General features: G+C 65.6%; 18 protein-coding genes. 9 read left to right on the top strand and 9 right to left on the bottom strand.

Annotated elements, in window-relative coordinates; all coding sequences use genetic code 11:
- Positions 1 to 83: 83 nt before the first annotated feature.
- The 3 genes from OPIT5_15030 to OPIT5_15020 all read right to left on the bottom strand — a co-directional run bounded on the left by OPIT5_15030 (position 84) and on the right by OPIT5_15020 (position 2,973).
- A complete protein-coding gene (locus tag OPIT5_15030; protein AHF91326.1) occupies positions 84 to 968 on the bottom strand; it encodes a membrane protein in 885 nt (294 codons plus the stop codon).
- 16 nt (positions 969 to 984) lie between these two features.
- Positions 985 to 1,785, bottom strand: coding sequence for a hypothetical protein (locus OPIT5_15025; protein ID AHF94420.1), 801 nt, complete (start codon positions 1,783 to 1,785; stop codon positions 985 to 987).
- A gap of 78 nt (positions 1,786 to 1,863) precedes the next feature.
- Positions 1,864 to 2,973 (bottom strand): hypothetical protein, encoded by a 1,110-nt coding sequence (locus OPIT5_15020; GenBank protein AHF94419.1) that lies wholly within the window; start codon positions 2,971 to 2,973, stop codon positions 1,864 to 1,866.
- Between the two features lie 37 nt (positions 2,974 to 3,010).
- Here OPIT5_15020 and OPIT5_15015 point away from each other — a divergent pair, with 37 nt between their 5' ends.
- The gene (locus OPIT5_15015; GenBank protein ID AHF94418.1) at positions 3,011 to 3,841 is read left to right on the top strand and encodes a hypothetical protein; all 831 of its coding nucleotides are present in this window, start codon (positions 3,011 to 3,013) and stop codon (positions 3,839 to 3,841) included.
- A gap of 63 nt (positions 3,842 to 3,904) precedes the next feature.
- Here OPIT5_15015 and OPIT5_15010 read toward each other — a convergent pair whose 3' ends face one another.
- Entirely contained in the window at positions 3,905 to 5,752 is a 1,848-nt protein-coding gene (locus OPIT5_15010) for a hypothetical protein (GenBank protein ID AHF94417.1), read from the bottom strand.
- Between the two features lie 241 nt (positions 5,753 to 5,993).
- Here OPIT5_15010 and OPIT5_15005 point away from each other — a divergent pair, with 241 nt between their 5' ends.
- From OPIT5_15005 to OPIT5_14990, 4 genes are read left to right on the top strand one after another with little or no spacing between them, the layout of a single operon-like run.
- Positions 5,994 to 9,434, top strand: coding sequence for a hypothetical protein (locus OPIT5_15005; protein ID AHF94416.1), 3,441 nt, complete (start codon positions 5,994 to 5,996; stop codon positions 9,432 to 9,434).
- Positions 9,431 to 10,195: a hypothetical protein gene (locus tag OPIT5_15000; GenBank protein AHF94415.1), complete on the top strand. Its 765-nt coding sequence runs from the start codon at positions 9,431 to 9,433 to the stop codon at positions 10,193 to 10,195. Before OPIT5_15005 ends, OPIT5_15000 begins: the two co-directional genes overlap by 4 nt.
- Before the next feature lie 59 nt (positions 10,196 to 10,254).
- Positions 10,255 to 12,132: a hypothetical protein gene (locus tag OPIT5_14995; GenBank protein ID AHF94414.1), complete on the top strand. Its 1,878-nt coding sequence runs from the start codon at positions 10,255 to 10,257 to the stop codon at positions 12,130 to 12,132.
- A gap of 38 nt (positions 12,133 to 12,170) precedes the next feature.
- Positions 12,171 to 12,899: an N-terminal cleavage protein gene (locus OPIT5_14990; GenBank protein AHF91325.1), complete on the top strand. Its 729-nt coding sequence runs from the start codon at positions 12,171 to 12,173 to the stop codon at positions 12,897 to 12,899.
- Between the two features lie 49 nt (positions 12,900 to 12,948).
- On the opposite strand, the gene OPIT5_14985 is transcribed toward OPIT5_14990, so the two are convergent.
- Together OPIT5_14985 and OPIT5_14980 are read right to left on the bottom strand one after the other, a co-directional pair.
- The gene (locus tag OPIT5_14985) at positions 12,949 to 13,071 is read right to left on the bottom strand and encodes a hypothetical protein (GenBank protein AHF94413.1); all 123 of its coding nucleotides are present in this window, start codon (positions 13,069 to 13,071) and stop codon (positions 12,949 to 12,951) included.
- Between the two features lie 75 nt (positions 13,072 to 13,146).
- On the bottom strand, positions 13,147 to 14,283 hold the full coding sequence (locus OPIT5_14980; GenBank protein AHF91324.1) for a transcriptional regulator: 1,137 nt from the start codon (positions 14,281 to 14,283) through the stop codon (positions 13,147 to 13,149).
- Positions 14,284 to 14,379: 96 nt separating this feature from the next.
- On the opposite strand from OPIT5_14980, the gene OPIT5_14975 reads away from it, so the two are divergent.
- Positions 14,380 to 15,813, top strand: coding sequence for an AraC family transcriptional regulator (locus tag OPIT5_14975; protein AHF91323.1), 1,434 nt, complete (start codon positions 14,380 to 14,382; stop codon positions 15,811 to 15,813).
- Positions 15,814 to 15,963: 150 nt separating this feature from the next.
- Positions 15,964 to 16,479: a methylated-DNA-protein-cysteine methyltransferase gene (locus tag OPIT5_14970; GenBank protein ID AHF91322.1), complete on the top strand. Its 516-nt coding sequence runs from the start codon at positions 15,964 to 15,966 to the stop codon at positions 16,477 to 16,479.
- 37 nt (positions 16,480 to 16,516) lie between these two features.
- Here the strand turns inward: OPIT5_14970 and OPIT5_14965 are convergent, their stop codons facing one another.
- On the bottom strand, positions 16,517 to 17,638 hold the full coding sequence (locus tag OPIT5_14965) for a 3-beta hydroxysteroid dehydrogenase (GenBank protein AHF91321.1): 1,122 nt from the start codon (positions 17,636 to 17,638) through the stop codon (positions 16,517 to 16,519).
- A gap of 245 nt (positions 17,639 to 17,883) precedes the next feature.
- Here OPIT5_14965 and OPIT5_14960 point away from each other — a divergent pair, with 245 nt between their 5' ends.
- Together OPIT5_14960 and OPIT5_14955 are read left to right on the top strand one after the other, a co-directional pair.
- Positions 17,884 to 19,650: a phosphoenolpyruvate-protein phosphotransferase gene (locus OPIT5_14960; protein AHF91320.1), complete on the top strand. Its 1,767-nt coding sequence runs from the start codon at positions 17,884 to 17,886 to the stop codon at positions 19,648 to 19,650.
- A 70-nt stretch (positions 19,651 to 19,720) separates the two neighbouring features.
- Complete coding sequence (locus OPIT5_14955) at positions 19,721 to 20,179, top strand: hypothetical protein (protein ID AHF91319.1); 459 nt, start codon at positions 19,721 to 19,723, stop codon at positions 20,177 to 20,179.
- Positions 20,180 to 20,467: 288 nt separating this feature from the next.
- Here OPIT5_14955 and OPIT5_14950 read toward each other — a convergent pair whose 3' ends face one another.
- Positions 20,468 to 21,301: a glycine/betaine ABC transporter gene (locus OPIT5_14950; GenBank protein ID AHF91318.1), complete on the bottom strand. Its 834-nt coding sequence runs from the start codon at positions 21,299 to 21,301 to the stop codon at positions 20,468 to 20,470.
- 103 nt (positions 21,302 to 21,404) lie between these two features.
- Entirely contained in the window at positions 21,405 to 22,076 is a 672-nt protein-coding gene (locus OPIT5_14945) for a glycine/betaine ABC transporter permease (protein ID AHF91317.1), read from the bottom strand.
- Positions 22,077 to 22,200 lie beyond the last annotated feature (124 nt).

Raw genomic sequence — 22,200 nt, 5'->3', positions numbered from 1 at the left:
AAAAGGGACAGGACGCCACCCTGCGCGATGAAAGCGGCAGCGGGCAAAAGCCACCCCGGATTACCCGTAAACCGGCTCGTTGTTCAGCGGATCACCGCGAGCGAGATCGCCACCAGCATCAGGCCCGCGCCGAACAGGCGGCCACGCAGCACCACGGGGGAGAGGCTTTGTTCCTCGTTGGCGAACCAGTGACCGACAAGCCAGACCACGGCCACACTCCAGAGGCCGCGCACGGAGTAGACGATGTTCATCACTGTCGCGTCGCCGAAAGCGCCGACGGCATAGACGAACAAGGCGGACTGCAGGGCCAGCAGCGCGCAGCCGCCCGCCAGCCAGCCCCGGGCGGGACGCGGGATGGCGCGCAACGGGCCGCTGAAGAACGGCACGAACCCGAACGAGAGCAATGCGACCATGCCGAACATGACCGGGAAAAACCGGCCTACGCCCCATGCAGGCGTCCATTTTTGCACGAACACGTCGAAGAGCGCGAAGCTGGCCGCGGCGAGTGCGGATGCGGCGATGGTGAGTCCCACGCGGTGCCTGGGGCGCGACTTGCCGCGGCTCAGCAGGGCGATGGCGAGCGTGCTCAGCGTGGCGGCGACCCACAGGCGCGCCGGGATGGAACCGGGCAGCAGCAGCGAGCTGCCGAGCGCGACGAACACGATTTTCAGGCCCATCACGGGCGTGGAGACGGACACATCGCCGTAGTGCAGCGCGAGGAAGCTGAAGACCTGTCCGCCGACAAACAGCACGGCGACGACGAGCGGTTGCCAGAGCAGGGCGGCGGGCTGTCCGGGCCCGCCCATGAACCAGAACGGCGCGAAGGCGAGGGCGATGGCGAGGTTGGAGAGCAGCGCGGTGCGCCACACGCCCACGCCCCAGTCACCCGACCGCTTGAAGAGCAGCATGGCGAAGACGTAGGCGACGCTGCTCGCCAGCGGGAACAGGAGATGGACGGGGACATGCACGGGCGGAAGGATGGATTCAACCGCGGGCGGCGGCTTCCAGCGAGCGCATGGCGGCGAGTTCGGTCCCGAGGTTGATCACGCCGTCGCAATCGATCCATTCGCCGCTGAGGTAGCCGTCGTAGCGCATCTCGGCGAGGCAGGCGAAGACAGCGGGGATGTCGTAGCGTCCTTTGCCGATGGGGGCGAACTCGAGCTTCGATTGCTCGAAGGTGCCGTCGTGGATGTGCACGTGCTCGATCCACGGGCGCAGGCGCGTCCAGGCGTCGCGGATCGTCCAGCCGGAGGCGCGCAGGGGGTGCATGATGTCCCACACGACGCGGACGTGCGGATCGTCGACGCATTCGAGGACGGCGGCGACGTGGTCGGGATTGGTCCACGCGTCATGCGTTTCCAGGCAGAGCGTGACGCCGCGCGCACGGGCCTGGGGCGCGAGGGATTTGAGCGCGGCGGATACGTTGGCGATGGCGGTGTCGCGGTCGATGTCCTTGCCGGGTTCGCCGCCGAAAACGCGCAGGCGCGGAGCGCCGACGTCGGCTGCGAGATCGATGTAGGCGGAGGCCTCGGCGAGTTGTTTATCGACAGTGGCGGGGTTGGCGAAACGCAGACCGGGGGCGAGGCAGCTCAACGCGACGCCCGACTCCGTCACGACACGACGGATACGGGCTCGCTCGGCGGCGTCAGCGGTGAGTTCGACGCCGTGGGCGTGATTCCAGCCGGGGCGGGGCTCGAAGCCGTCGTAGCCGAGGCGGGCGGCGTGGGCGAGGGCCTCGGCAAGCGGAAGCCGGGAGCAACTGAAGGACATGAATGAATAGCGCATGGGATTACAATTACAGGAGGATGACGGTTACGGCTGGAAGGAGGGCGGCGGGAGGGAGGCGGTTTTGGTGCGCGCGGGTCAGATTCCCGCCTCCGCGAAATTCAGGGGACGCCCTGAATCGGCGGAGCGGTAGATGCCTTCGGTGATGCGGGCGATGAGCAGCGCGTCGCGCAGGCTGGTGAGCGGCGGGCGGCGGTGGCGGATGGCCGAGGCGAAGTCGAGGAGCGGACCGTCGTTGAAATTGGCCCAGCCGGATTCGTCGCCTTCCCAGAGCGGGCGGGTGACGGTGCCGCGCGCCGGGTCGGGTTCGCTGACGAGCACGTTGGCGCCCTTGGCCGGGGCCATTTCGAGCGTGAGCGCGGCTTTTGCGCCGGTGATGCGCCAGGAGCGGGCCGGCGGTTCGAGGGCGCACTCGGCGCGTTCGTAGTGAAGCGCGGCGCCGCCCTTGAAGCCGATGGTGGCGACGACGTGGGTCTCGGCGTCGGAGCCGGGGGCGGGGTAGTGCGCGTAGGGGGCCGGCGCGCTCCAGACGCGGGCGAAGGCGTATTCGGGTTCGAGGTCGAAGCCGAGGATGCCGAGCAGGTAGTCGAGGTCGTAGCTGCCCCAGTTGACGAGGATGCCGCCGCCGTTGAGGGAGCGGTTGAGCCGCCAGGCGGGCGGCGGTTTCGCCGGAGGCGCGCCGGCGGGTGCGATCACGCGGCAGGTGATGGTGCGGAACGCGCCGAGCGCACCGGTGGTGACGTATTGGCGGGCGGCGCGGGCGGAAGCGTAGTGGCGCAGTCGTGACGAGCAGCAGGCGGCGACGCGGTCGCCTTGCGCGGCCAGCAGCGCGCGCACCTCGGCGGCGTTCATGGCCACGGGTTTTTCGAGGAGCACGTGCTTGCCGGCGCGGAAAGCGGCTTCGGCGAGCGCGGCGCGGATGCCGGCGGGGAGAGCGAGGAGCACGGCGTCCACTTCAGGGTCGTCAAACACTTCCTGCGCGGAGGAAGTCCAGCGGACGACGCCGCGAGCCCTGGCGGTGGATTCGGCCAGGTCGGCCCGGGCGTCGCACACGGCCGTGATGACGCCATCGGTCAATTTTCGTGCGGAGTCGAGGTGCTGCTGCCCGACCGCGCCGAGTCCGATGAGGCCGATGCGGACCGGCGATGATAGCGGCAGTGATGATTCAGGGATAGACGTTTCGCTCATTCTCGTGCCATCATATCCGAAATAACTCCTCCTGAAAATGGATGGAAAACTGAAACCAATGCACAATTTGATCTCGATCGGCGGGCGGGATTTCCGTTTCACGTTGTTCAACCACCTGCCGGATTTCACGGTGTGGATCGACAAGGCGTTTCCCGACTACGTCTCGCTGAACTACGCGCACACGGGCACGGTGCGCTATCGGTGCGGGGACGAGGAGGAGCAGATATTCACGCGGCCCGTGCTGTGGTGGACGGAGCCGGGTCCGCATTTTTGCTACGGGAATCGCGAGCGGTCGGGGTGGAATCATTATTACGTATGCTTCGCGGGAAAGCGGGTGGACGAGTGGCGGCGGGGCGGGCTGCTGCCGCCGGCGAGGCCGCGCGGGTGGAGGTTTCCGGTCGAGCCGGAGGCGGTGTGCGAAAAGATGGCGCGGATGATCGGGCATCTGGGAGCGGGGCGTCCGGACCGGGCGCTGCCGGTGTTACAGGACGTGCTGCTGGACCTGCATGAGCCCGAGTGGACGCCGGAGCCTGATCCGAGGGCTGAGGCGTTTCGACGGCTGGCGGAGCGGGTCAGGGCAAAGCCGGCGGCGGCGTTCGACGAGGCGGCGGAGGCAAGGCGGCTGGGCTTGTCGCCGGTGCATTTCCGGCGGTTGTTCGCGGAGTACACGGGGTTGCCGCCGCACCGGTTTCTGGTGCGGGCGAGGACGGCGTACGCGGAGCGGCTGCTGCGCACGACGGACCTGCCGCTGAAGGTCGTCGCGGAGCGGTGCGGATTCTACGACGAGTATCATTTTTCACGTCTTTATCGACGGGTTTATCAAGTGCCTCCGGCGATGTATCGGCGGCGGGCGCGGTTGCTGGCGTGAAGCAAAAACGCCCGCAACGGAGACGGTTGCGGGCGCGACAGGGGAAGTGATGGCCGGCGCAGCTTATTCCCGGACGGGCCTGGGCGCGTAGGCGGCGGGATCGACCATTTTGCAGGTGGATTGTTCGCCGAGGGCCATGCGGGCGGCGTCCACGTAGAGGATGGCGCCTTCCTCGGTGCCGCGCCATTTGCCGCCGCCCTTGTAGGTGCCGAACTTGAAGTAGGGGCCCTTGTCCTTGTCGTCATACCAGGTGGTGCCCTTGTAATCGATGGCGAGCTTGCCGTCCTTGTAGAGCTTGAGCCAGCCGCCCTTGCCCGGGCCCTGCCAGTTGACCTCCATGACGAAGTCGTTCCAGCGGCCGCGCATCTCGTCCACGGCGCAGATATCGAGGTAGGTGGCCTTGCTCGTCCAGCCGTCGTCGCCTTGGGCGAGAAGCTTCAGGTGAAGCTTGCCCTTCGAGATGTTCATGCAGGTGGGGGGGCCGCCGTCCTTGGGGGATTCGCGGCCGGTGCCCCAGCTGTGCCACTGGGTGATGATGCTGAAGAAGGTCTGCGCGTCGAATTCCTTGGGGATGTAGATGCTCCAGCCGTAGCGGGCGACGCCGTAGGCGCCGGAGCGGTAGCCGGGGACCTCGGCGCGATGCTTGTCGGCCTTGATGGCGATCCTGGCGGAATATTTGCCTTCGCGCACGGGGCCCTCGGCGGCGGTGATGACGGTGACGTCGCCGCCCTCGGCCTTGCCCATGTGGGCTTGGGAAAGGTCGCCGGTTTCGAAGTCGATGACGCTGGCGAGGCCGGGGGGGAGGGGTCTGGCCGCCACTGCGGCGGCGGCGGTGGCCGCGTTTACCGCGGCGACGGACGGGACGGAGGCAACGAGGCTTGCCTGTTTGATCACGACATCGGTGACGCCAACCTTGGGGCTGTAGAGCCAGACCTTGACCCACTTGGCTCCGGCGGGGGCGATGGCAGGGACAGTGGAGGGCTGGCCGGCGGCGGCGCGGGCGGATTTGTCCGCGAGCTGGATTTTTTTCAGATCACCAGGGCGGTTGGGGATGCTCGGGGCGAAGATGAGCACGAGGCTCACGCCGCCGTTGCCGGCGACCTCGGCGGAGGCGGTGTAGTTGAGTCCTTCCTGGACGGGGACCCACTGCTCGATGCCGAGCCCGTTGTTTTTGTCGTTATCCTTGAATACAAGGCCGCCGCCGGGAGCGGGCGCAAGGACGAGGGTGTCGCCGTTGCCGGGAGGATAAGGGTTCCAGCCGTCGGGCGTGCCGTCGCCGTCGGCGTCGGCGAAGACCGGGTTTTTCAGGAGATTGCCCTGAGGCACCGGACCGGAAGGCGCGGAGACCGCCGGAGCGGCGGCAGGCGCGGGCGCGGCGGCGGCAACCTCGGAAGGCGAAAGGGTGGCGGAGGTAAGCGCGGCGTCCCGGATAACCGCATCAGCGATGCCGGCCTTGGGGCAATAAAACCAGATCTTGGCCCAGGTGGCGCCAGCGGGGGCGACGGCGACAACCTCGGTGCGGGCGCCAGCGGCGGTTCGGGCGGACTTGCTGGAGAGTTTCACCTTGTTGAGGTCGCCGGCGCGGACGAGTTTCTTCGCGACGAAGAAAATATTGAGGGTCACGCCGGTGCCGGAGATGTCGGCGGAAGCGGTGTAGCGGAGGCCTTCCTGGACGGGCACCCATTGCTCGATGCCGAGGCCGCTGTTTTTGTCATTGTCTTTGAATACAATGCCGCCGCCGGTGGCGGGGGCGATGATGCGCGTGTCGCCGTCACCGGGCGGATAGGGGGTCCAGCCATCGGGGAATCCGTCGCCGTCGCCGTCGGCAAAGGCGGGATTCTGGAGCAGGTTGCCCGTGGTCGTCCGGGCGGTCAGGCCTGACAAGCCGAGGCAAAGAGCGGCGAGGACCAATCGATGGCATCGGCAAAGGAGGGCGTATGTTTTCATAAGATTACAATGAAGGGTGCAGGAAGCATATCGGTGGATACGACAGGAGGGCATGAGTGGTGCAGCACAATCCCGAGGTGCGCAAAAACCATCAAGGTTTACGCGTAAATCCAAGCGGGTTTTGAGGTCCGCCTGACGGAGGATAGGTGTGCGATATGGAGTATGCGGTGTTTTTTCATCCCGCTCCGCATCCCAAACCCGGAATATGAGCCGCCCCCTGCCGATCACTCCCGACCGCATGCATCCATGCAGGCAAGCCCCGTCCCCATCCTCCCGTGCCAGCCGGAGCGGTTTTGCCCTGCTCGTGACGATCGTGCTCGTGGCATTTCTCGTGCTGCTCCTCGTGTCGCTGGCCACCTTCACGCGGGTCGAAACCCAGGTGGCGGCCAATAGCCAGCAGATGGCCCAGGCACGCCAAAACGCCCTCTTTTCGCTCAACCTCGCAATCGGCCAACTCCAGAAATACGCGGGATCCGACCAGGCCGTCACCGCCCGCGCCGACATCGATCCCGCCAACACCGGCAACCCGTTCTGGACAGGCGTATGGGACGCCGGGCCGCCGGACCCGCTCAATGCCTCGCACGCCGCGCCGCCCGTCTCGTCCGCGCCTATGGTCTGGCTTGTCAGTGGCAACGAAATCAACGGCGTCGCCCTCAAACCTGACGCCGCTCCCGTTGCCGATCCCGCGCCCGGCAACGACAATGTCTGGCTGCTCCGCACCCTGCTCGGCCAGGATCTCGCGCCCGACATCACCGGAGGCCATCCGCAGGACGGGCGCATCAAGCTTGCCAAATCCCTCATCACCCTCCCCGCAAACCAGGTGCCCGGCTTTGGCGGCGGCAATACCACTCCCATCGGGATAGGAGCCTTCGCCTGGTGGGTGGGAGACGAAGGCATCAAGGCCAAAATCAATCTCGACGATCCCTGGCGCGGCGAAGCCGCCGACTCCGGGGAAGCGGCCTGGCGCCGGCACGCCGCCCCCCGCCCCGGCATCGATCTCCTCGCGAATGCCCCCGTCCTCGCCAGCGTCTTCACCAACACCACCGATGCCTTCGAGACCCTGCGCTCCCGCCTCATCACCTACACCCAGATCCCCATGCTCCATGCCGCTCTTGCCACGTCCGGTGCCATGGCGCAGACCGCCCATGCCAGCCACGACCTCACCACCGATGGACACGGTGTACTGTCCGACACACTACATGGCGGCCTCCGCCGCGACCTCACGCGCGGGCTGGCGGCGGCACCGTCCGCCGGATCCATGGGATCGGCGGAAATCGGAGACGACATGGCGGTGTTCACCCTGCCTACGCCCGGTCTTTACGGCCGCACGGCCAGCGGGACGTGGAGCGGCAGCACCTTGAACGGAGAACCCCACGCCCCCACCTGGGGCCAAGTCCGCGCCTGGACCGCCATTCGCGCCGACTCCAGCAACAACATGAACCCCGTCGCAGCGCCGCTCGCAACCACCACACGCAACGGCATCACCGCTCCGGCGGCCGCCGGGCATGCCATCATGCCCGTCCCCGTCATGCTCGAAATCGGCTGGGGGCTGGATGTGTCCTCCGGCGGCAAATACCACGTCATGTTGCGCCCCCGCGTGGTGTTGATGAACCCGTATAACGTGACGCTGCGCAACGCCAATTACTGCCTCGTTTACCAGTCAACCACGGTTGGAAAATCGGACCTCTCTTTCTCGCTCAGTTACAACCAGACGTCCGAAGAAGGCGGCGGCACCCTGTCGGACTCGCAGGACTTCTTTCTGCGCGACATCTTCAATCTCGACGGAACCGACGGGAAGGTAGCCTTCAACATCACCGACAGCTTCGACCCCGGCGAAATCAAGATCTATTCGTTGCCCGCCTCGGCCACGGCGGACATCGCCCTCGGGGCCGCCGCCACCATCATCGACCTGGAGCCCGGTTTGTCCACCGTGCGCGCCTACGTGGAGACAGACGCGCAGGCCCCGGGCTGGTATGTCCACACGGACGAAAAGCGCGCTCTCTGCAAGGTGCAACTGGGGCATATGCCGCAGGACCATCCGCGCATTGATTTTGCGCTCGGCAAAGCCGCTCCCGGAACCACCCCCGTGTCCTCACTCGTCTCGCGCAACCTTCCCCTCTCCTCGGTTCTCTACGCGAAACCCTATCCCCAAGCAGGGCTGAACACCGACGAGGCCCGCCAGTTGCGCACCCTGCGCATCGCCCTGCGCCACGCCGACATGGACCGGCTCAACTATGACAGCACCACCGCCAACAACCCCGGACTCGGCAAAGACCTGCCCGACGACGACTCCTCCGGCGACCGTTTCCTCGTCGACGCCAACATCCGCGCCACCGTCTCGCAGCGGCTGAATGGCCGGGACAACGTCGCGCACTATCTCGCCACCTCCTTCAAATATCAGGACTACACCGAAATCGACCACGAGGTTTCGGGCGGGGACACGCTCGGCTACTGGGGCGGCTCGGTGGAAAGCTCCGATGGCTCCACCCACGCCATCCTGTTCGACGTCTTGCGGGAGAACGAGGAAATCGTCTCCCTTGGCCGTCTCGGGCAGGTCAACTGGGGCGTGGACGCGAAACATCCCGCGTATCCGCTCGGCAACAGCTTCGCCTCCGTCTTCTACCCGCACGACCAGCCCGACTACGGCTACGCGCTCAACGAGGCGTTGTGGGACCGGTTCTTCATCTCGACCCTGCCGGCTTCGCTGGCGACTCACCCCACCCGTCTGCCCAACTCCCGCCTGCGCTTCCACGATCCCGCCGGCGTTCCGGCCGATCTCACCGCGCTCGAAGGAGCCGACGGCTACCAACTTGCCGCCACCCGCCTGCTCATCGATGGCGCGTTCAACGTCAACTCAACCTCGGTCGAGGCCTGGGCCGCCTTCCTCGGCAGCGTGCAGGCCGCCGACTACGCCTACCGCACCCGCTCCGGCACGCGCACCGACAGCAACGTCCGCCCCTTCCCACGCCTCTCGCGCCTGCACGACCGGGATCCGTCCGTCTCGAAAAACAACATGTATGAGTGGACCGGATACCGATCCCTTGAAACCGCCCGGCTGCAGGCGCTCGCGAGCGAGATCGTCAAGGGTATCAAGGCTCGTGGGCGCCCGGCCCGCAGCCTGGCCGAGTTCATCAATCGCGACCTGTCCCGCTCCGCCACCGACCCGCGCAACCAGATGGGTGTCGTGCAGGCGGCCATCGACGCCGTGGTGAACACCGCCGACCCCTCCACCTCGGGCGGCGGCCGCGACGGTTTGAAGGACCTGCCCGGCCTGGACCCGGCGAAGATCGTCCCCGCCAGTTTCGACAACGCCGACAATCCCGACGCGGCCCGCGGCAAGTTGCGCGCCACCGGTGCGCCCGGCTTTTTGTTGCAAAGCGACCTGCTCGCGCCTCTCGCGCCGGCAATGTCGGCCCGCTCCGACACGTTCCGCGTGCGCGCCTGCGGGGAAGTGCGCAATCCCGTCACCGGCGAGATCTCCGGCCGCGCCTGGTGCGAGGCCATCGTGCAGCGCCTGCCCGAATTCGTGGGCCGCGAATCCGCCGAACTTCGCCTCGACGATCCCGCGCTCGGCGCGGCGAGCCGCACCTTTGGCCGCAAGTTTGTCATTACCCGGTTCCGCTGGCTCAGCCCCGACGAAATATGAAACCGCTCCTGTCCGTGCTCACCTTGCTGTTGTTCTGGCTCCCGGGTATCCTCCCGTCGCTCCGCGCCGCCGTCCCCCCCACGCTGCGGCCGGTGACGTTCACCGCGCTGGCCTGGGACACCTTCGGCTCCGATTCCGGTCTGGTCCTGAACTACTCGCACAGGGATGAATTGCGCTCCGTGACGATTCCCTGGCGCGACCGCTCGCCCGCCATGGAGTGCGCCGGGCCGGGGACGCTGGTGTTCAGCCGCACCGTCGTGCGCGAGGGCAGAAAAACCGAGACGCCCGTGGTCTCGGTCACGATTCCTCCGGGTATGACGCGGGTGCTCCTCATCTTCGGTCGCAGCTCCGCGCCTGCGCCGGGAGAATCGGGTATCCGCATTCAAGTGATCGACGACAGCTACGGAGTGTTCCCCGGGCAGTCGGTACGCCTTCTGAATTATTCGAGCATGGAACTCGGCGGAACGCTGGGCGAGCGATCCTTCGAGGTCGCTCCGGGGCGCGACCGGGTCGTGCCGGCGGCGTTGCCGGAAGTCAACCGGCTGCTGCCTTTCAAGCTGGCGTGTCGCACGGCGGACGGCTGGCGGCGCCTGCGCTCGACCGGCCTGCCGATGTCGCCGGGGCTGCGCGTATTGGTGTTTATTCTCGACGATCCCAGGCGGCCGGGGCGGCCCGATTTCGTGTTGATTCGTGACCGCGTGGCTACGTCGCTCGCCCAAACTTCCGCCGAGGGATTACGCGTAAACCTATCTTTCCGTTGAGCCGCCTGTGCGGTTCTCGCAACCTGAATACAACCGCAATCCTCCCCCCCCCGTTCCGCATGAAAAAGCTCCCGTTGTTTGTTTCTCTCCTGCTTCCTTGTTTGCCCGGTTCCGCCGTTGTCGGCCTTGGCCAGACGGTCTGGGACGCAGGCGCGTCTTCCGACCTGAGCTGGTCGGCGTCGGATTTTGCCAACTGGAGCACCGACGCCACGCCGGCCGGCACAGCGGTGACGTTCGGTGCGACCGGCACGACCGCGAACGCGACCACGGTGAGCAACATCGTGGACGAAGATTTCACGATCAATTCCCTGACCTGGAACCACACCTCGAACTGGCACGTTACCGAAATCGGCGCCGGTCACACGCTCACCGTGGGCGGTGCGTTTCTGGTGGGAGGACAGAGTGGCAATTCAAGTCTCCAGACCCGGGCGGCGTTCACCGGCGCGGGCTCCCTGGCGATCAACGACAGCGCCGCGACTTTCACGGTGACCAACAACGCGACGGGCAGCGGCGGCAATCCCGCCGCCGTGCTGGACCTGTCGTACCTCGCAACCTTCACCGCCACAGTGAATGCGTTCAATTACGGCAGCACCACCATCGGCAGCAGCGGCGGCTCCGGCACTGTTTACCTGGCCGGCAACAGCACGATTACCGCCTCCACCCTGACCGGCGGCGGCTCGGGAACCTATGGCGCATGGAATACCGTCCAGAGCAACAGACTGTATTTGGGAAGCAGCACGGAACTGAACGTGGACACCATCGCTTTTGCCTCAGGCCGGTCCCCGGGACTTGTCACATTCCGGGCCGCGAACTCCGGGGCGGCCAATGCTTCCGCGGCGGAAATCCCGACGCTCACGGTTCGTGGCAGTGCGGGCGGAGATTCCCGGGCCGATCTGTCGATCGGCGCCTTGACCGGGGCTTACAACCCGACTGCCGGCAGCTACACGTCCACGGCGGATTTCAGCGCGGGCTCGGTTGACGCGCGTGTGGGCACCCTGCTGATCGGCTCGGCGGTGAATGGTGTATCGGGCACGGCCGGGAACAACATCACCTTCACATCGAAGCTGATCATCGGGGACGGAAATATCGACGCGACCCTGGTCGTCGTCGGACGGAAGCAAGGTGCTTCTGGTCAAGGCCACGCCAATGGCACTGTGGCGGGGCACCTGGAAATCACCGGAGGCACCTTCAAGGCCGGTGAAATCTGGGTGGCGGATTCCGGCGGAGGCTCGCCCACCGCGACCGTGGGTGTTCTCGATATCTCAGGGACAGCGAACGTCCAGGTGGATACAAACCTGATTTTGGGCCGCCGCGCGAATGCCGGCGAGGTCAACGCGACGCTTAACCTTGCCGGGGGCGTGCTCGCGATCGGCGGCAATCTGACCGAAGGCACCAATGTCACCTCCACCGTCAACCTGAGCGGCGGCGTGCTCGACCTGACCGGGGGCACTGTCACGGTGGACACCTTCAACCAGACGGGCGGCACGCTGCGCAACGTGGCGACCCTGACCGTGGGCACCTTCGCCCATGCCGGCGGCGTCTTCGACAACGTCGCGGCCGCCACGATCAACACCGAGTTCAGCGCCACCCTGGACGGAGCTTTCAATTCGCTGGACTTTACCGGCATACTCACCCTTGGCGACAGCGCCAACCTGAGCCTGACGCTCGCCGCCGACTTCACCCCGGTCGCCGGCTTCACGCTGATAGACGGCTTCTCGTCCATCTCGGGTACCTTCGCCACGATCAACGGCGAGGCGTTCGGCGCGAGCAACGCGCTTACCCTGACCAACAACACCGGCTCGTATGATTTTTTCCTGCACTACAACGGCAACGACCTCACGCTGTCGCTGGTCCCCGAGCCCTCGACCTGGGCTGTGTTCACCGGGCTGGCCGCGCTCTGTGCGCTGGGTATCCGCCGCCGTGGCAGCCGTGATTGAAGGCGCCCCGTCTTTTTACCTTAAAAACCGTCACCTCAATGAACCCGCAACTACCTCACATCCTCCCCTATGCCGGAACGCAGCGGCGGCGGTGGCGCGCCGCCTTCACCCTGATCGAGTTGCTGACCGTCATCGCCATCATCGGCATCCTTGCGGCCATCATTCTCCCCACCGTCGCCAAGGTCCGCGAGACCGCGGCCAGGGCCACCTGTGCGAGCAACCTCCGCCAGCTCGCCCTCGCCACCGTCGCCTTCGCGCAAGACAACAGGGGAACCATCCCCGCCCGCCCGCGAGGCACGGTGTCGCACAAGGCGCCGCACGCCTTTGTCACCGCCGACTGGAACGAGGAGTTTCGCCCCTACCTCGGCGGCACCGCGACCAAGTATCCGATCATGTATTGCCCCGGCCCGCTGAAGAACTGGCGCAACCATGAGTCCTCGAATTACACCCCCGTCCTCGGCAACTACACGACCTATGCCTACTGGGCCAACCTCCCCCTCAAGTCCGCGGTCGTAACCGGCTACAACCTCGACTCCACCACGCTCCAGAAAATCGAGCAGGTGCCCGCGCGCTTCCCGCTCTGGACCTGCGTGACCACCCTGACCGGCGGTCGTTTCCACGGTCACTCCGACCCCGACACCGGCGCGTCCACGGTGCAGGGCCAGAACGCCGCTCGCGCCGACGGCTCCGTGCGCTGGGTGAAGGGCGAAAACCTCATCTCCTTCTACTCTTACAACAACAACGACTATCACGCCCCCGCGCCGTGAGTTGACCCGGAGCACGTCGGCCCGCCCTCCCTCCTCCCACCCGGATTGCTCAAGGCTGATTGATGGAGCAGCGACTGCGCACGGCGGCGGTACTCTGGCGCGACAATTCGCTGAGCGGAGTGTACTGGAGGTATGCCTCGCCGGCGGGTCCAGGGATCTGCCGGGCTTCCATCGGTGTTTCCGGAAGCGTTTCGGGACGACACCGCCCAAATACGGTCGCATGGCCTGGACGTGACGGGCGAATGCGTCAGGCTTGGGCAGCGGGCGGCGCGGCTTCGGCAGGGATGCGCGGCGGCAGCGTCTTGCCATCCACCCACGACCCTTCCGTCAACACGATCCGCGGGCGCGCCGGGACCCCGGTCTCATTGTGCTGAAGTTGTGAAACCACGAGATCGACCGCCGCCTCGCCAATATAAAAATCGTTCTGGCTGATACCACTGATGCTGATCGTGGAGGAATTCTCCGCGGGATGACTCAGCGTCACAAAGCCAATGTCTTTTGGCACGCGTTTTCCCAAGGCAGGCAGCCAATTCAGAAACTCGGTATTCGGGCTGATGATCACCTCCGGACGATATCGTTCCAACCATGCGGGCAACATGTCTTCCAATGGCTTCGATGTGTGGATCACAGGCAGGTGGTCCTTTGCCGGGGCGAACTTTTGCCAGGCCAGAAACGTGGCAAGCCAGCTATGGTTGACACGATTGTCTGTGTCGGCCGGCGTCGCGAAGCCAATGCGCCTGATACCACGCAGCCGGCACTCGTCGAGGGCGCGCCACATCGCATCGTGCAGATTGGCGGCGGAGCGGTGGAGGCGCGGCGTCATGAAGCTGTATCCGATGGTGGCGCACGAAAAATCTTCCCATTTGATGTCCAGCCGCGTGCCGGGAGTGCCCACCGGCGGCACCACCAGGCCACGGATGCCGCGCATGCGCAGGATGCGGCTCAAGGCGGCTCCGCTCATGCCCGGTTCCAGCGACCAAAACTCCTCGATCTTGTAACCTAGCGCAGCGGCGCGCGCGGTCGCTCCCTCGTAATAAAGCCTGTGGACCCGATGCCGCCTCCAGCCGTCGCGCGTGGGAAAGGCCGTGATCCATGCAATGGTCGAATGATAGCTCGCCGGGCGTGTGACGCGCAGGTTGGCCATCAGCGTCTGCACAAACGGATTGGGCCGGTAGCCCATCTTTTCCGCGAGATTGCAAATACGCATGCGAGTGGCTTCGGAGATTTTGTGATGGCCGCGCAGGGCCAATGAAACCGTCATCTTGGAAACCCCCGCTGCGTCGGCGAGGTGGCGCATGGTGATCGCCGGGTTGATGGGTTTGGCTGGCATCGGGGGCTTGTTCACCTTTTTGGGCACGGAGAACAGACAGGAAATGATCACCATTCGCCATTATCGAATCAAAATTGCTCCGAAATTCTCCGGACGACAGACCGGCCGCCGATGTGCTACCGTGTCGGCATGCGAATGAGCCATGCGCAGATGTACGAGCGATTCCTCGCCTCCGATCCGGATTATAACGGACGGTTTTTTACGGGCGTGCTCACCACCGGCATCTACTGCCTGCCCTCCTGCAAGGCCCGCAAACCGAAACCCGAAAACATCCGCTTTTTTCCCACGTGCGAGGCGGCGCGCGAGGTCGGATTGCGTCCGTGCAAAAAATGCCACCCCGACGATTTCGAACGCGGCGCCGATCCCGTGCTCGAAACCGTCGAGGCGCTCGTCGCGGAAGTGCGCGCCGCGCCACAGGCGTTTCCCGATGCGCGCGCCATCGTCCGGCGCTCCGGATTCGGCACGACACGCGTCTTCGAACTGCTTCGCCAGCACTACCACACCACGCCCGCCGATTTGTTATTGCATGCCCGGATCGACGCCGCCCGGAACGCGCTGCTCGCCGCCGGCGATGCCCCGCTGCTCGACGTGGCCAGATCCGTCGGCTTCGAATCGCAATCCTCGTTTCACGATCATTTCCGTCAGTTCAACGGCCTCACCCCCGCCGCGTTTCGCGAACTCGGCTCGCCCGATGCCCGCAGTTTTACCCTCACGCTGCCCGCCGGCTACCCGGTCGCCCGGCTCTGGCGCACGCTCGGGCGCGACCCGTACGGTGTCACCGAAAAACTCGAGGCTGACACCTTCACCGCCGCCATCCGCCTGGACGGCGCCCCCGCGTTGCTCACGCTGCAGTTTTCCGACACCGGTGGCAGCAGCGGCGCGGCCACCGTGCGCGTGACGCTCTCGCGTGGCCCCGCCCGCGAGGCGCACACCCTCGTCACCCGGCTGCTCGGCCTCGCGCAGGACGCCGCCGGATTCTCCCGCCTTGCCCGGCGGCTCGGGTTCACCCGGCTCGTCAAGGGCCGCGAGGGCCTGCGGCTCGTGCAGACATTTTCGGTTTTCGACGGGCTCCTGTGGGCGATCATCGGCCAACAGATCAACCTCCCCTTCGCCTTCCAGCTTCGCCAGCGCCTCGCTCTCCACACAGGAGAGCCGGCCGGCGAAGGTCTCGTCGCCTTGCCGACGCCCGCAGCCCTCGCCGCACTCGAACCGGAGGTGTTGCTCGCGTTCAAGTTCTCGCGCCAGAAAGCGGATTACCTCATCAACGCCGCCCGACTCGTCGCCGCCGGCAAGCTCGATCTCGATGGCTTGCGTCATCTCTCCGCCACGCGCGCCGAGCGCACCCTGCTCGCAATACGCGGGCTCGGCCCGTGGTCAGTCAACTACCTCATGATGCGCTCGCTCGGTTTTGCCGACTGCGTGCCCTGGGGTGACACCGGCGTCACCAGCGGGCTCGTCGCGTTGTTCGGTCTCGAAACCCGCCCCGATATCGACGCCGCCCGGCGGCTGATGTCGGTGTTTTCACCGCACCGCAGCCTCGCCACCGCCCACCTCTGGCAATCCTTGCAACCCGATCCGGAATGAATGGCCACAAAAAGCACAAAAAATCTCCTTGTCCGGCGTGAATCTCCCGCGCGCTTGTAAGCGCGATGGAGGACTTCATGCGCGGCGTGTTTTTTTTGTGCTTTTTGTGGCCATTCTTCATCTGATTCTCCCCGCCTCTCTTCATTTGTCATGAAATCTTACTACGATACCTTTTCTATCCCCCTTGGCGACTTCTCCATCGCGGCCGATGAATACGGCACCATCGTTGCCACTGCCTTTGGCGACGTTCACGCCCTGCAAACGCGTTCCCGCAACGAGCCGCCGATGCGCGACGCCGTCCGCTTGCGCACGGCGCGCGAACAGGTCGAGGAGTACTTCGCCGGAAGCCGCCGGACCTTCGACCTCACCCTCGCGCCGCAAGGTTCCCCGTTCCAACTTCGCGTATGGGAGGCGTTGCGGGCGATTCCATTCGGTGAAACCCGCAGCTACGGCGACCTGGCCCGCGCGCTCCACTCCTCGGCCCGGGCCATCGGCCGGGCCAACGGGACCAATCCGATCGCCCTGATCGTCCCCTGCCATCGCGTGATCGGCACGGACGGCTCGCTGACGGGCTTCGCGTTCGGCGAAGACGCCAAGCGCCGGCTCCTCGCCCACGAAGGCGTGGAGCCATGGGCGTCGGATTTTCTGGCGGGCAACGGTGTGTGAGAATCGAAGGAGCGACGGCCTGAAAACCGTCGCGCCTTCACGCGCGCCGCGTCGCCTGCTCTTTCAGCCACGCCACCAGTTCTGCTGTCCCTGTCGCCATGCTGATGCGCGGCGCATAACCCAGATCGCGCCGCGCCGCCTCGATCGAAAACCAGTGGTCCTTCGCCAGCTCCGCCGCCACGAAGCGCGTCATCGGCGGCTCCCCTCGCTTCCGCAGCACCCGCCACGCCGTCTCGCATACGGCGCCGATCGCCGACGCCGCGCGCAACGACACCCGCCGCCGCACCGGCGGCTCGCCCAGCGCCGTGAGCAGGCCGTTGATCCAGTCCCACAAAAAGACCGGTTCGCCGTTCGTCACGAAATACGCCTTGCCCGCCGCGCTCCCCTGCCCCGCCCCCGCCGCGCCGCCGGCCTCCGCCAGCGCGCGCTCCGCCAGCACATGCGCATCGACCGCATTTTCGATATGCACCATGTCCACGCGGTTGCGCCCGTCGCCGATGATCCGCAGCCGCCCCGCCCGCGCCCGCTCCAGCACGCGCGGCACCAGGTGCGGGTCACCCACGCCCCAGATCAGATGCGGCCGCAGCGCCACCGTGCGCAGCGCATGCCCGGCTTCCTGCCCCGCCGCGCTCGCCGCGCACACCTCGCGTTCGGCAAGGGCCTTGGTCAGCGGGTACGGGCTCGGGCACGCCTCCGTCAACGTCAGCGATTCGTCCGCGCCGGCCAGATCGCGGCCGTTGTACACCACGCTCGGCGTGCTCGTATAAACCAGCCGCCGCACCCCGTGCCGCCGGCAACCCTCCAGCAACGCCCGCGTGCCGAGCACGTTGGTCCTGTAAAAATCCTCGTAACGCCCCCACACGCCCACGCGCGCCGCCACATGGAAAACCGTCTCCGCCCCGCGGCACGCCCCGGCCACCGCCGCCGCATCGTCGAGCGACGCGCGCACAAATTTTGCCCCGCACGCCTCCAGATCCGGCGCCGGCGTTCGCGCGAGCACCGTCACCGGACGGCCCGCCGCCAGCAGGCGCTCCACCAGACGCCGTCCGAGAAACCCCGTCCCGCCCGTCACCAGCGCCGCCCCCCCGGCTGCCGGCGGCAGCGGTGAAGGCGGGGGCAGTGCGGCGGAAACAGATCCGGAAAGTGATGACAACGGCATGGTGCCCAAACCTCTGGAGAAAAAAATCCTCCGAGACCATCACAACCTCGACCGTCCCCCGCCCCGTTCGTCCCGGCCGTTCCCCGCACGCCCCCTCCTCTCCGCGGCCAGCACAAAACCGCTCTTTCCGGGCCTCCTCCACCCCGTGCATCCGGAAAACCGTATTGACCGCCCGCCTCCGCGCCCGCGTGATTTGCCGTGCTTGCGACTGGCGGCCCGGCGCCGCCGGCGGAAGCACCCGCCGCATGACTTCCGAGAGCAGTCCAACCGAGTACACCGTGCCAGGCATCGCTGCCTCGCAAGGCATCGCGTATGGACCTGCTTTTATCTATATCAAGAACGACGTCGAAGTCCCCTGCTACGATGTCGAGCCGGACAAACATGCCGCCGAAGTCGCCCGCTTCGAGCATGCCCTCGTCACCACCCGCCAGCACATCCAGAAAACCCGGGAGCAGGTCGAAAAAAACCTCGGACCCGACGAAGCCCGCATTTTCGACGCCCACCTCCTCGTCCTCGAAGACCAGGCCCTCATCACCGAAACCGTCCGCGACTTCGAGAAGACCGGCCAGAACATCGAGTCCTGCTTCAACCGCGTCGCCCAGCGCTACATCAAGGCCTTTGCCGAGATCGACGACGAATACCTCCGCGAACGCGCCGCCGATATCCGTGACGTCGCCCAGCGTCTGCTCAACAACCTCCTCGGGCGCACCGCCCAGACGCTCAGCCAGCTCGTCGAGAAGCGCATCGTCGTCGCCACCGACATTTCCCCCTCCGACGCCGCCGGCATCGACCGCTCCCAGGCGCTCGCCATCGTCACCGACAGCGGCAGCAAGACCAGCCACGCTGTCATCGTGGCCCGCTCCATGCGCGTGCCCGCCGTCGTCGGCTCGCGCGACCTCACCAGCCGCATCCGCAGCGGCGACATCATCCTTGTCGACGGCTATGATGGCCTCGTCATCGTCAACCCGTCGGAAAAGACTCTCTTCCGTTACGGCCAGCTCCAGCTCCAGAAAAAAAGCTACGAGCAGCGCCTGTTCGAGGCCGCCCGCCTCCCCTCCGTCACGCTCGACGGCGTCGCCGTGCCCCTGCGCGCCAACATCGAGAACAGCGACGAAACCGGCCTCGTTCGCGAATTCCATGCCGAAGGCGTCGGCCTCTATCGCACCGAGTTCCTCTACCTCAACGCCGGCACCGCGCCCCCCGAAGAAGAACAATACGCCGCCTACCGCGAAGTCGTCGAAACCCTCGCGCCCGCGCCCGTGGTCATCCGCACCATGGACCTCGGCGGCGACAAGCTGGTGGTCTCCGGCTCGCTGCTTTCCCCCCGCGAGGAAAACCCGTTTCTCGGCTACCGCGCCATCCGCATCAGCCTCGACAAGCAGGAGATTTTCAAGACCCAGCTCCGCGCCATCCTCCGGGCCAGCGCGCACGGCCGCGTCGACCTGATGTACCCGATGATCAGCGGCTGCGAAGAGGTGCGCCAGGCCAATGAAATCCTGAAGCAGTGCATGGACGAACTCCGTGCCGAGGGACACGGCTTCGACGAACGGCTGAAAGTCGGCAGCATGATCGAGATTCCGAGCGCTGCCCTCACCGCCGACCTGCTCGCCAAGGAGTGCGATTTTTTCAGCATCGGGACCAACGATCTCATCCAGTACGTGCTGGCGATCGACCGGCTCAACGACCGGATCGCGCACCTCTACGAGCCTACGCATCCCGCCGTGGTGCGCATCCTGCACCGCATCGTGGACGAGGCGCATCGCGCCGGCATCAAGGTGAGCGTCTGCGGCGAGATGGCCGGCGATCCTGTGCTCGCCGCCCTGCTCCTCGGCCTCGGTGCGGATGAACTCAGCATGACGCCCCCCCTCCTCCCCGCCGTGAAGGCCGTGGTGCGCGCCATGCGCATGGACGACGCCCATCGCCTGGCGGCGAAAGCCCTGAAAATGGAGTCCTCCGACGAAATTCTTTCCCTCTGCGAAAAATTCTGCCGCGACCGGGTGAAGTTCGAATGAGGCCCGCCTCTTGCCCGTCTCCTGTCGCTTTCGCCAGGCATCTCGCCGCGTTTCCTTCGTTCCGCCGTCAATGAATTCACCCTCCGGACAATACACCCCTCATCCCGAAGGTCGCACCGCATTCTGGGAGAGGTGCGCTGACTGGGGTACCACCGCAAAAGCCGGTTTCATTGCCCTTGCCGTGGCCGTTCTTGTCCTCCTTCCCTGGATGCACTTCGAGATGAAGAACCAGGAAAAGAGCTTCGCCGCCGCGCTCACCGCGCTCGAAGGTCGCGACGTCCGCGAGTTGCCGCCGCAACGCGGCTCGCAGCTCCTCAAACGCGACCACCTCTACACCTGGACCGCGCAAGTCTGGCTGCGCGACGGCGCCGGCGAAGCGTACACGCCCTGGCAACTCACCGCCACCGTGGACAAGGCGCAAGACTTCGCCCTGCTGGATTCACGCCTGGAACCGATCCTGCCAGCCGAAGACCAGAGCGGTTCAGGAAACGGCGTGGCCGTTTTTAGAGCGGTTCAATTAAAGCTGTAGCCGTTTTTAACCACGGATTTCACGGATTATCACGGATTCAAACCATGCCTTGCCGCTTCCTTCTTATCCGTGTGCATCCGTGATATCCGTGGTTCTGTTTTCAGGATCCTGTACGGCTACAATTTTTAAAAAAATGCTCTAACCACGGATTTCACGGATTTTCCAGGATCACATGGATACAATCCGTATTTTATCTTTCTGATCATCCGTGTAATCCGTGGTTTCATTCTCCGCAACCCCTGGCGGCCATAACTCAAATGAAAGTGTGAGCCCGGCGCGCCCCGCTGATCAGGGCTTCAGCAGCCAGGAGTTGACCAGCGGCTGGTTGGCGCGGGCCCAGTCCTCGGCGGCGGCCGGCGCGTTGCCGCTCTTCTCGATGGCCTCCATCAGGCTCAGCAACTGGTCTTCCGTAAGGGCGAAGTTGATGAGCAACTGGTACGCCTCGGGATGATCCTTCGTGAAGCCTTTGCGGGCGACCTTGCGAATCTGGTCGATCGGAAAAACTCCGCGCGGATCCTCGAGAATCTTCAGGTCGAAACGGCCAAACTTCCAGTGCGGCTTCCAGCCGGTCACCACGATGGGTTTTTTGCTCCTGATGGCGTCGGCAAGCGCCGCCGTCATCGCGGGTCCGCTGGAATTGACCTGCTGCAACTTCAGATCGTATTCGTCGATCGCCTTCAGCGTGTTCGCGGAAATGCCGGCGCCGGGATCGATGCCGATGATCTTGCCGTCGAGCTGGTCGCTGATGCCGTTGAGGTCCTCGATCGATCTGATCGTCATGTAAGAAGGCACCACCAGGCCCGTCACGCCGTAGCCGAAGGTCGCGCCCAGGTTCTCCAGCGAGGCGCCGTATTTTTCCCAGTAGGCCTCGTGTGTGTAAGGCAGCCAGGCATCGAGCATCAGGTCCTGGTCGCCGTTGGCGAGCGCGGCGAAAATGACGCCGGGGTCGGCCTGCGTCAGCGTGACCTCATAGCCGAGCTTGTCCTCGAGGACGGCTTTGGCGAGATGCGTCATGGCAATGCCCTCGGCCCAGTTCGGGTAGGCGATTCTCAGCGTCTTGTCGGCGGCGCCGGCGGTAACGAGACCGCACAGCAGCAGCGTGATCATTTTTATGTAGTTCATGGGAATGTCGGTTGTTTTTTGCGATTGTTGCGGTTTTTCCGTGGTCCGGATTTGTCGTGAGCGCCCGGATACGGACGCCTGCCGGCGCGGGCGGCGCCGGGATTCAGTTTTTCTTGCCCATGGCCTGGGTGACGCGGTCGAGGTAGATCGCCAGGATCACGACGGCCAGGCCGCCCTCGAAACCGAGGCCGAGCTTCATCTGCGTGATGCCGCCGAGAACGACGCTGCCCAGTCCGCCGGCGCCGATCATGCCGGCGATGACGACCATCGACAGCGAGAGCATGATCGTCTGGTTGACCCCGGCCAGAATGGTCGGCATGGCGATCGGCAGTTGCGCCTTGAAAAGCATCTGACTGCCGGTGGAGCCGAAGGCCTGCGCGGCCTCGACGATTTCCTGCGGCACCTGCCTGATGCCGAGCGCGGTGAGGCGCACGGCGGGCGGCATGGAGAAAATCAGCGTGGCCATCGCGCCGGGAACTTCGCCGAGGCCGAAAAAAATGACGGCGGGAATCAGGTAAACGAACGCCGGCATCGTCTGCATGAGATCGAGAAACGGACGCAGCGCCTGGTCAACGTGCCGGGAGCGGGCGGCGGCGATGCCGAGCGGGATGCCGAGGAGGAGCGCAAACAGCGTGGCGGCCAGCACCAGCGCCAGCGACTCGATGGTGGGCTCCCAGAGCTGCATGCCGAAAATCAGGATCAGCCCGACGAGCGAAAACACCGCGACCCCGCGACCGGCAACGAGCCAGGCAATGGTCACCATCACAAAGGTCAGCAGCGCGGGCGCATACCAGTCGAGGCGGGCGGGGTTGAGCTTGCGCAGTTGGCCCAGGGCCCTGGCGGAGGCGTCGCGCAACGCGGCGTTGTCCGCCTGCGTGTAGCAGGCATGGCTCGCGCGG

The organism is Opitutaceae bacterium TAV5 (assembly GCA_000242935.3).
Classification (GTDB): Bacteria; Verrucomicrobiota; Verrucomicrobiia; order Opitutales; family Opitutaceae; genus Geminisphaera.
The sequence above is the reverse complement of the archived record's forward strand: the minus strand, read 5'-3'. Positions and strand labels throughout refer to the sequence as shown.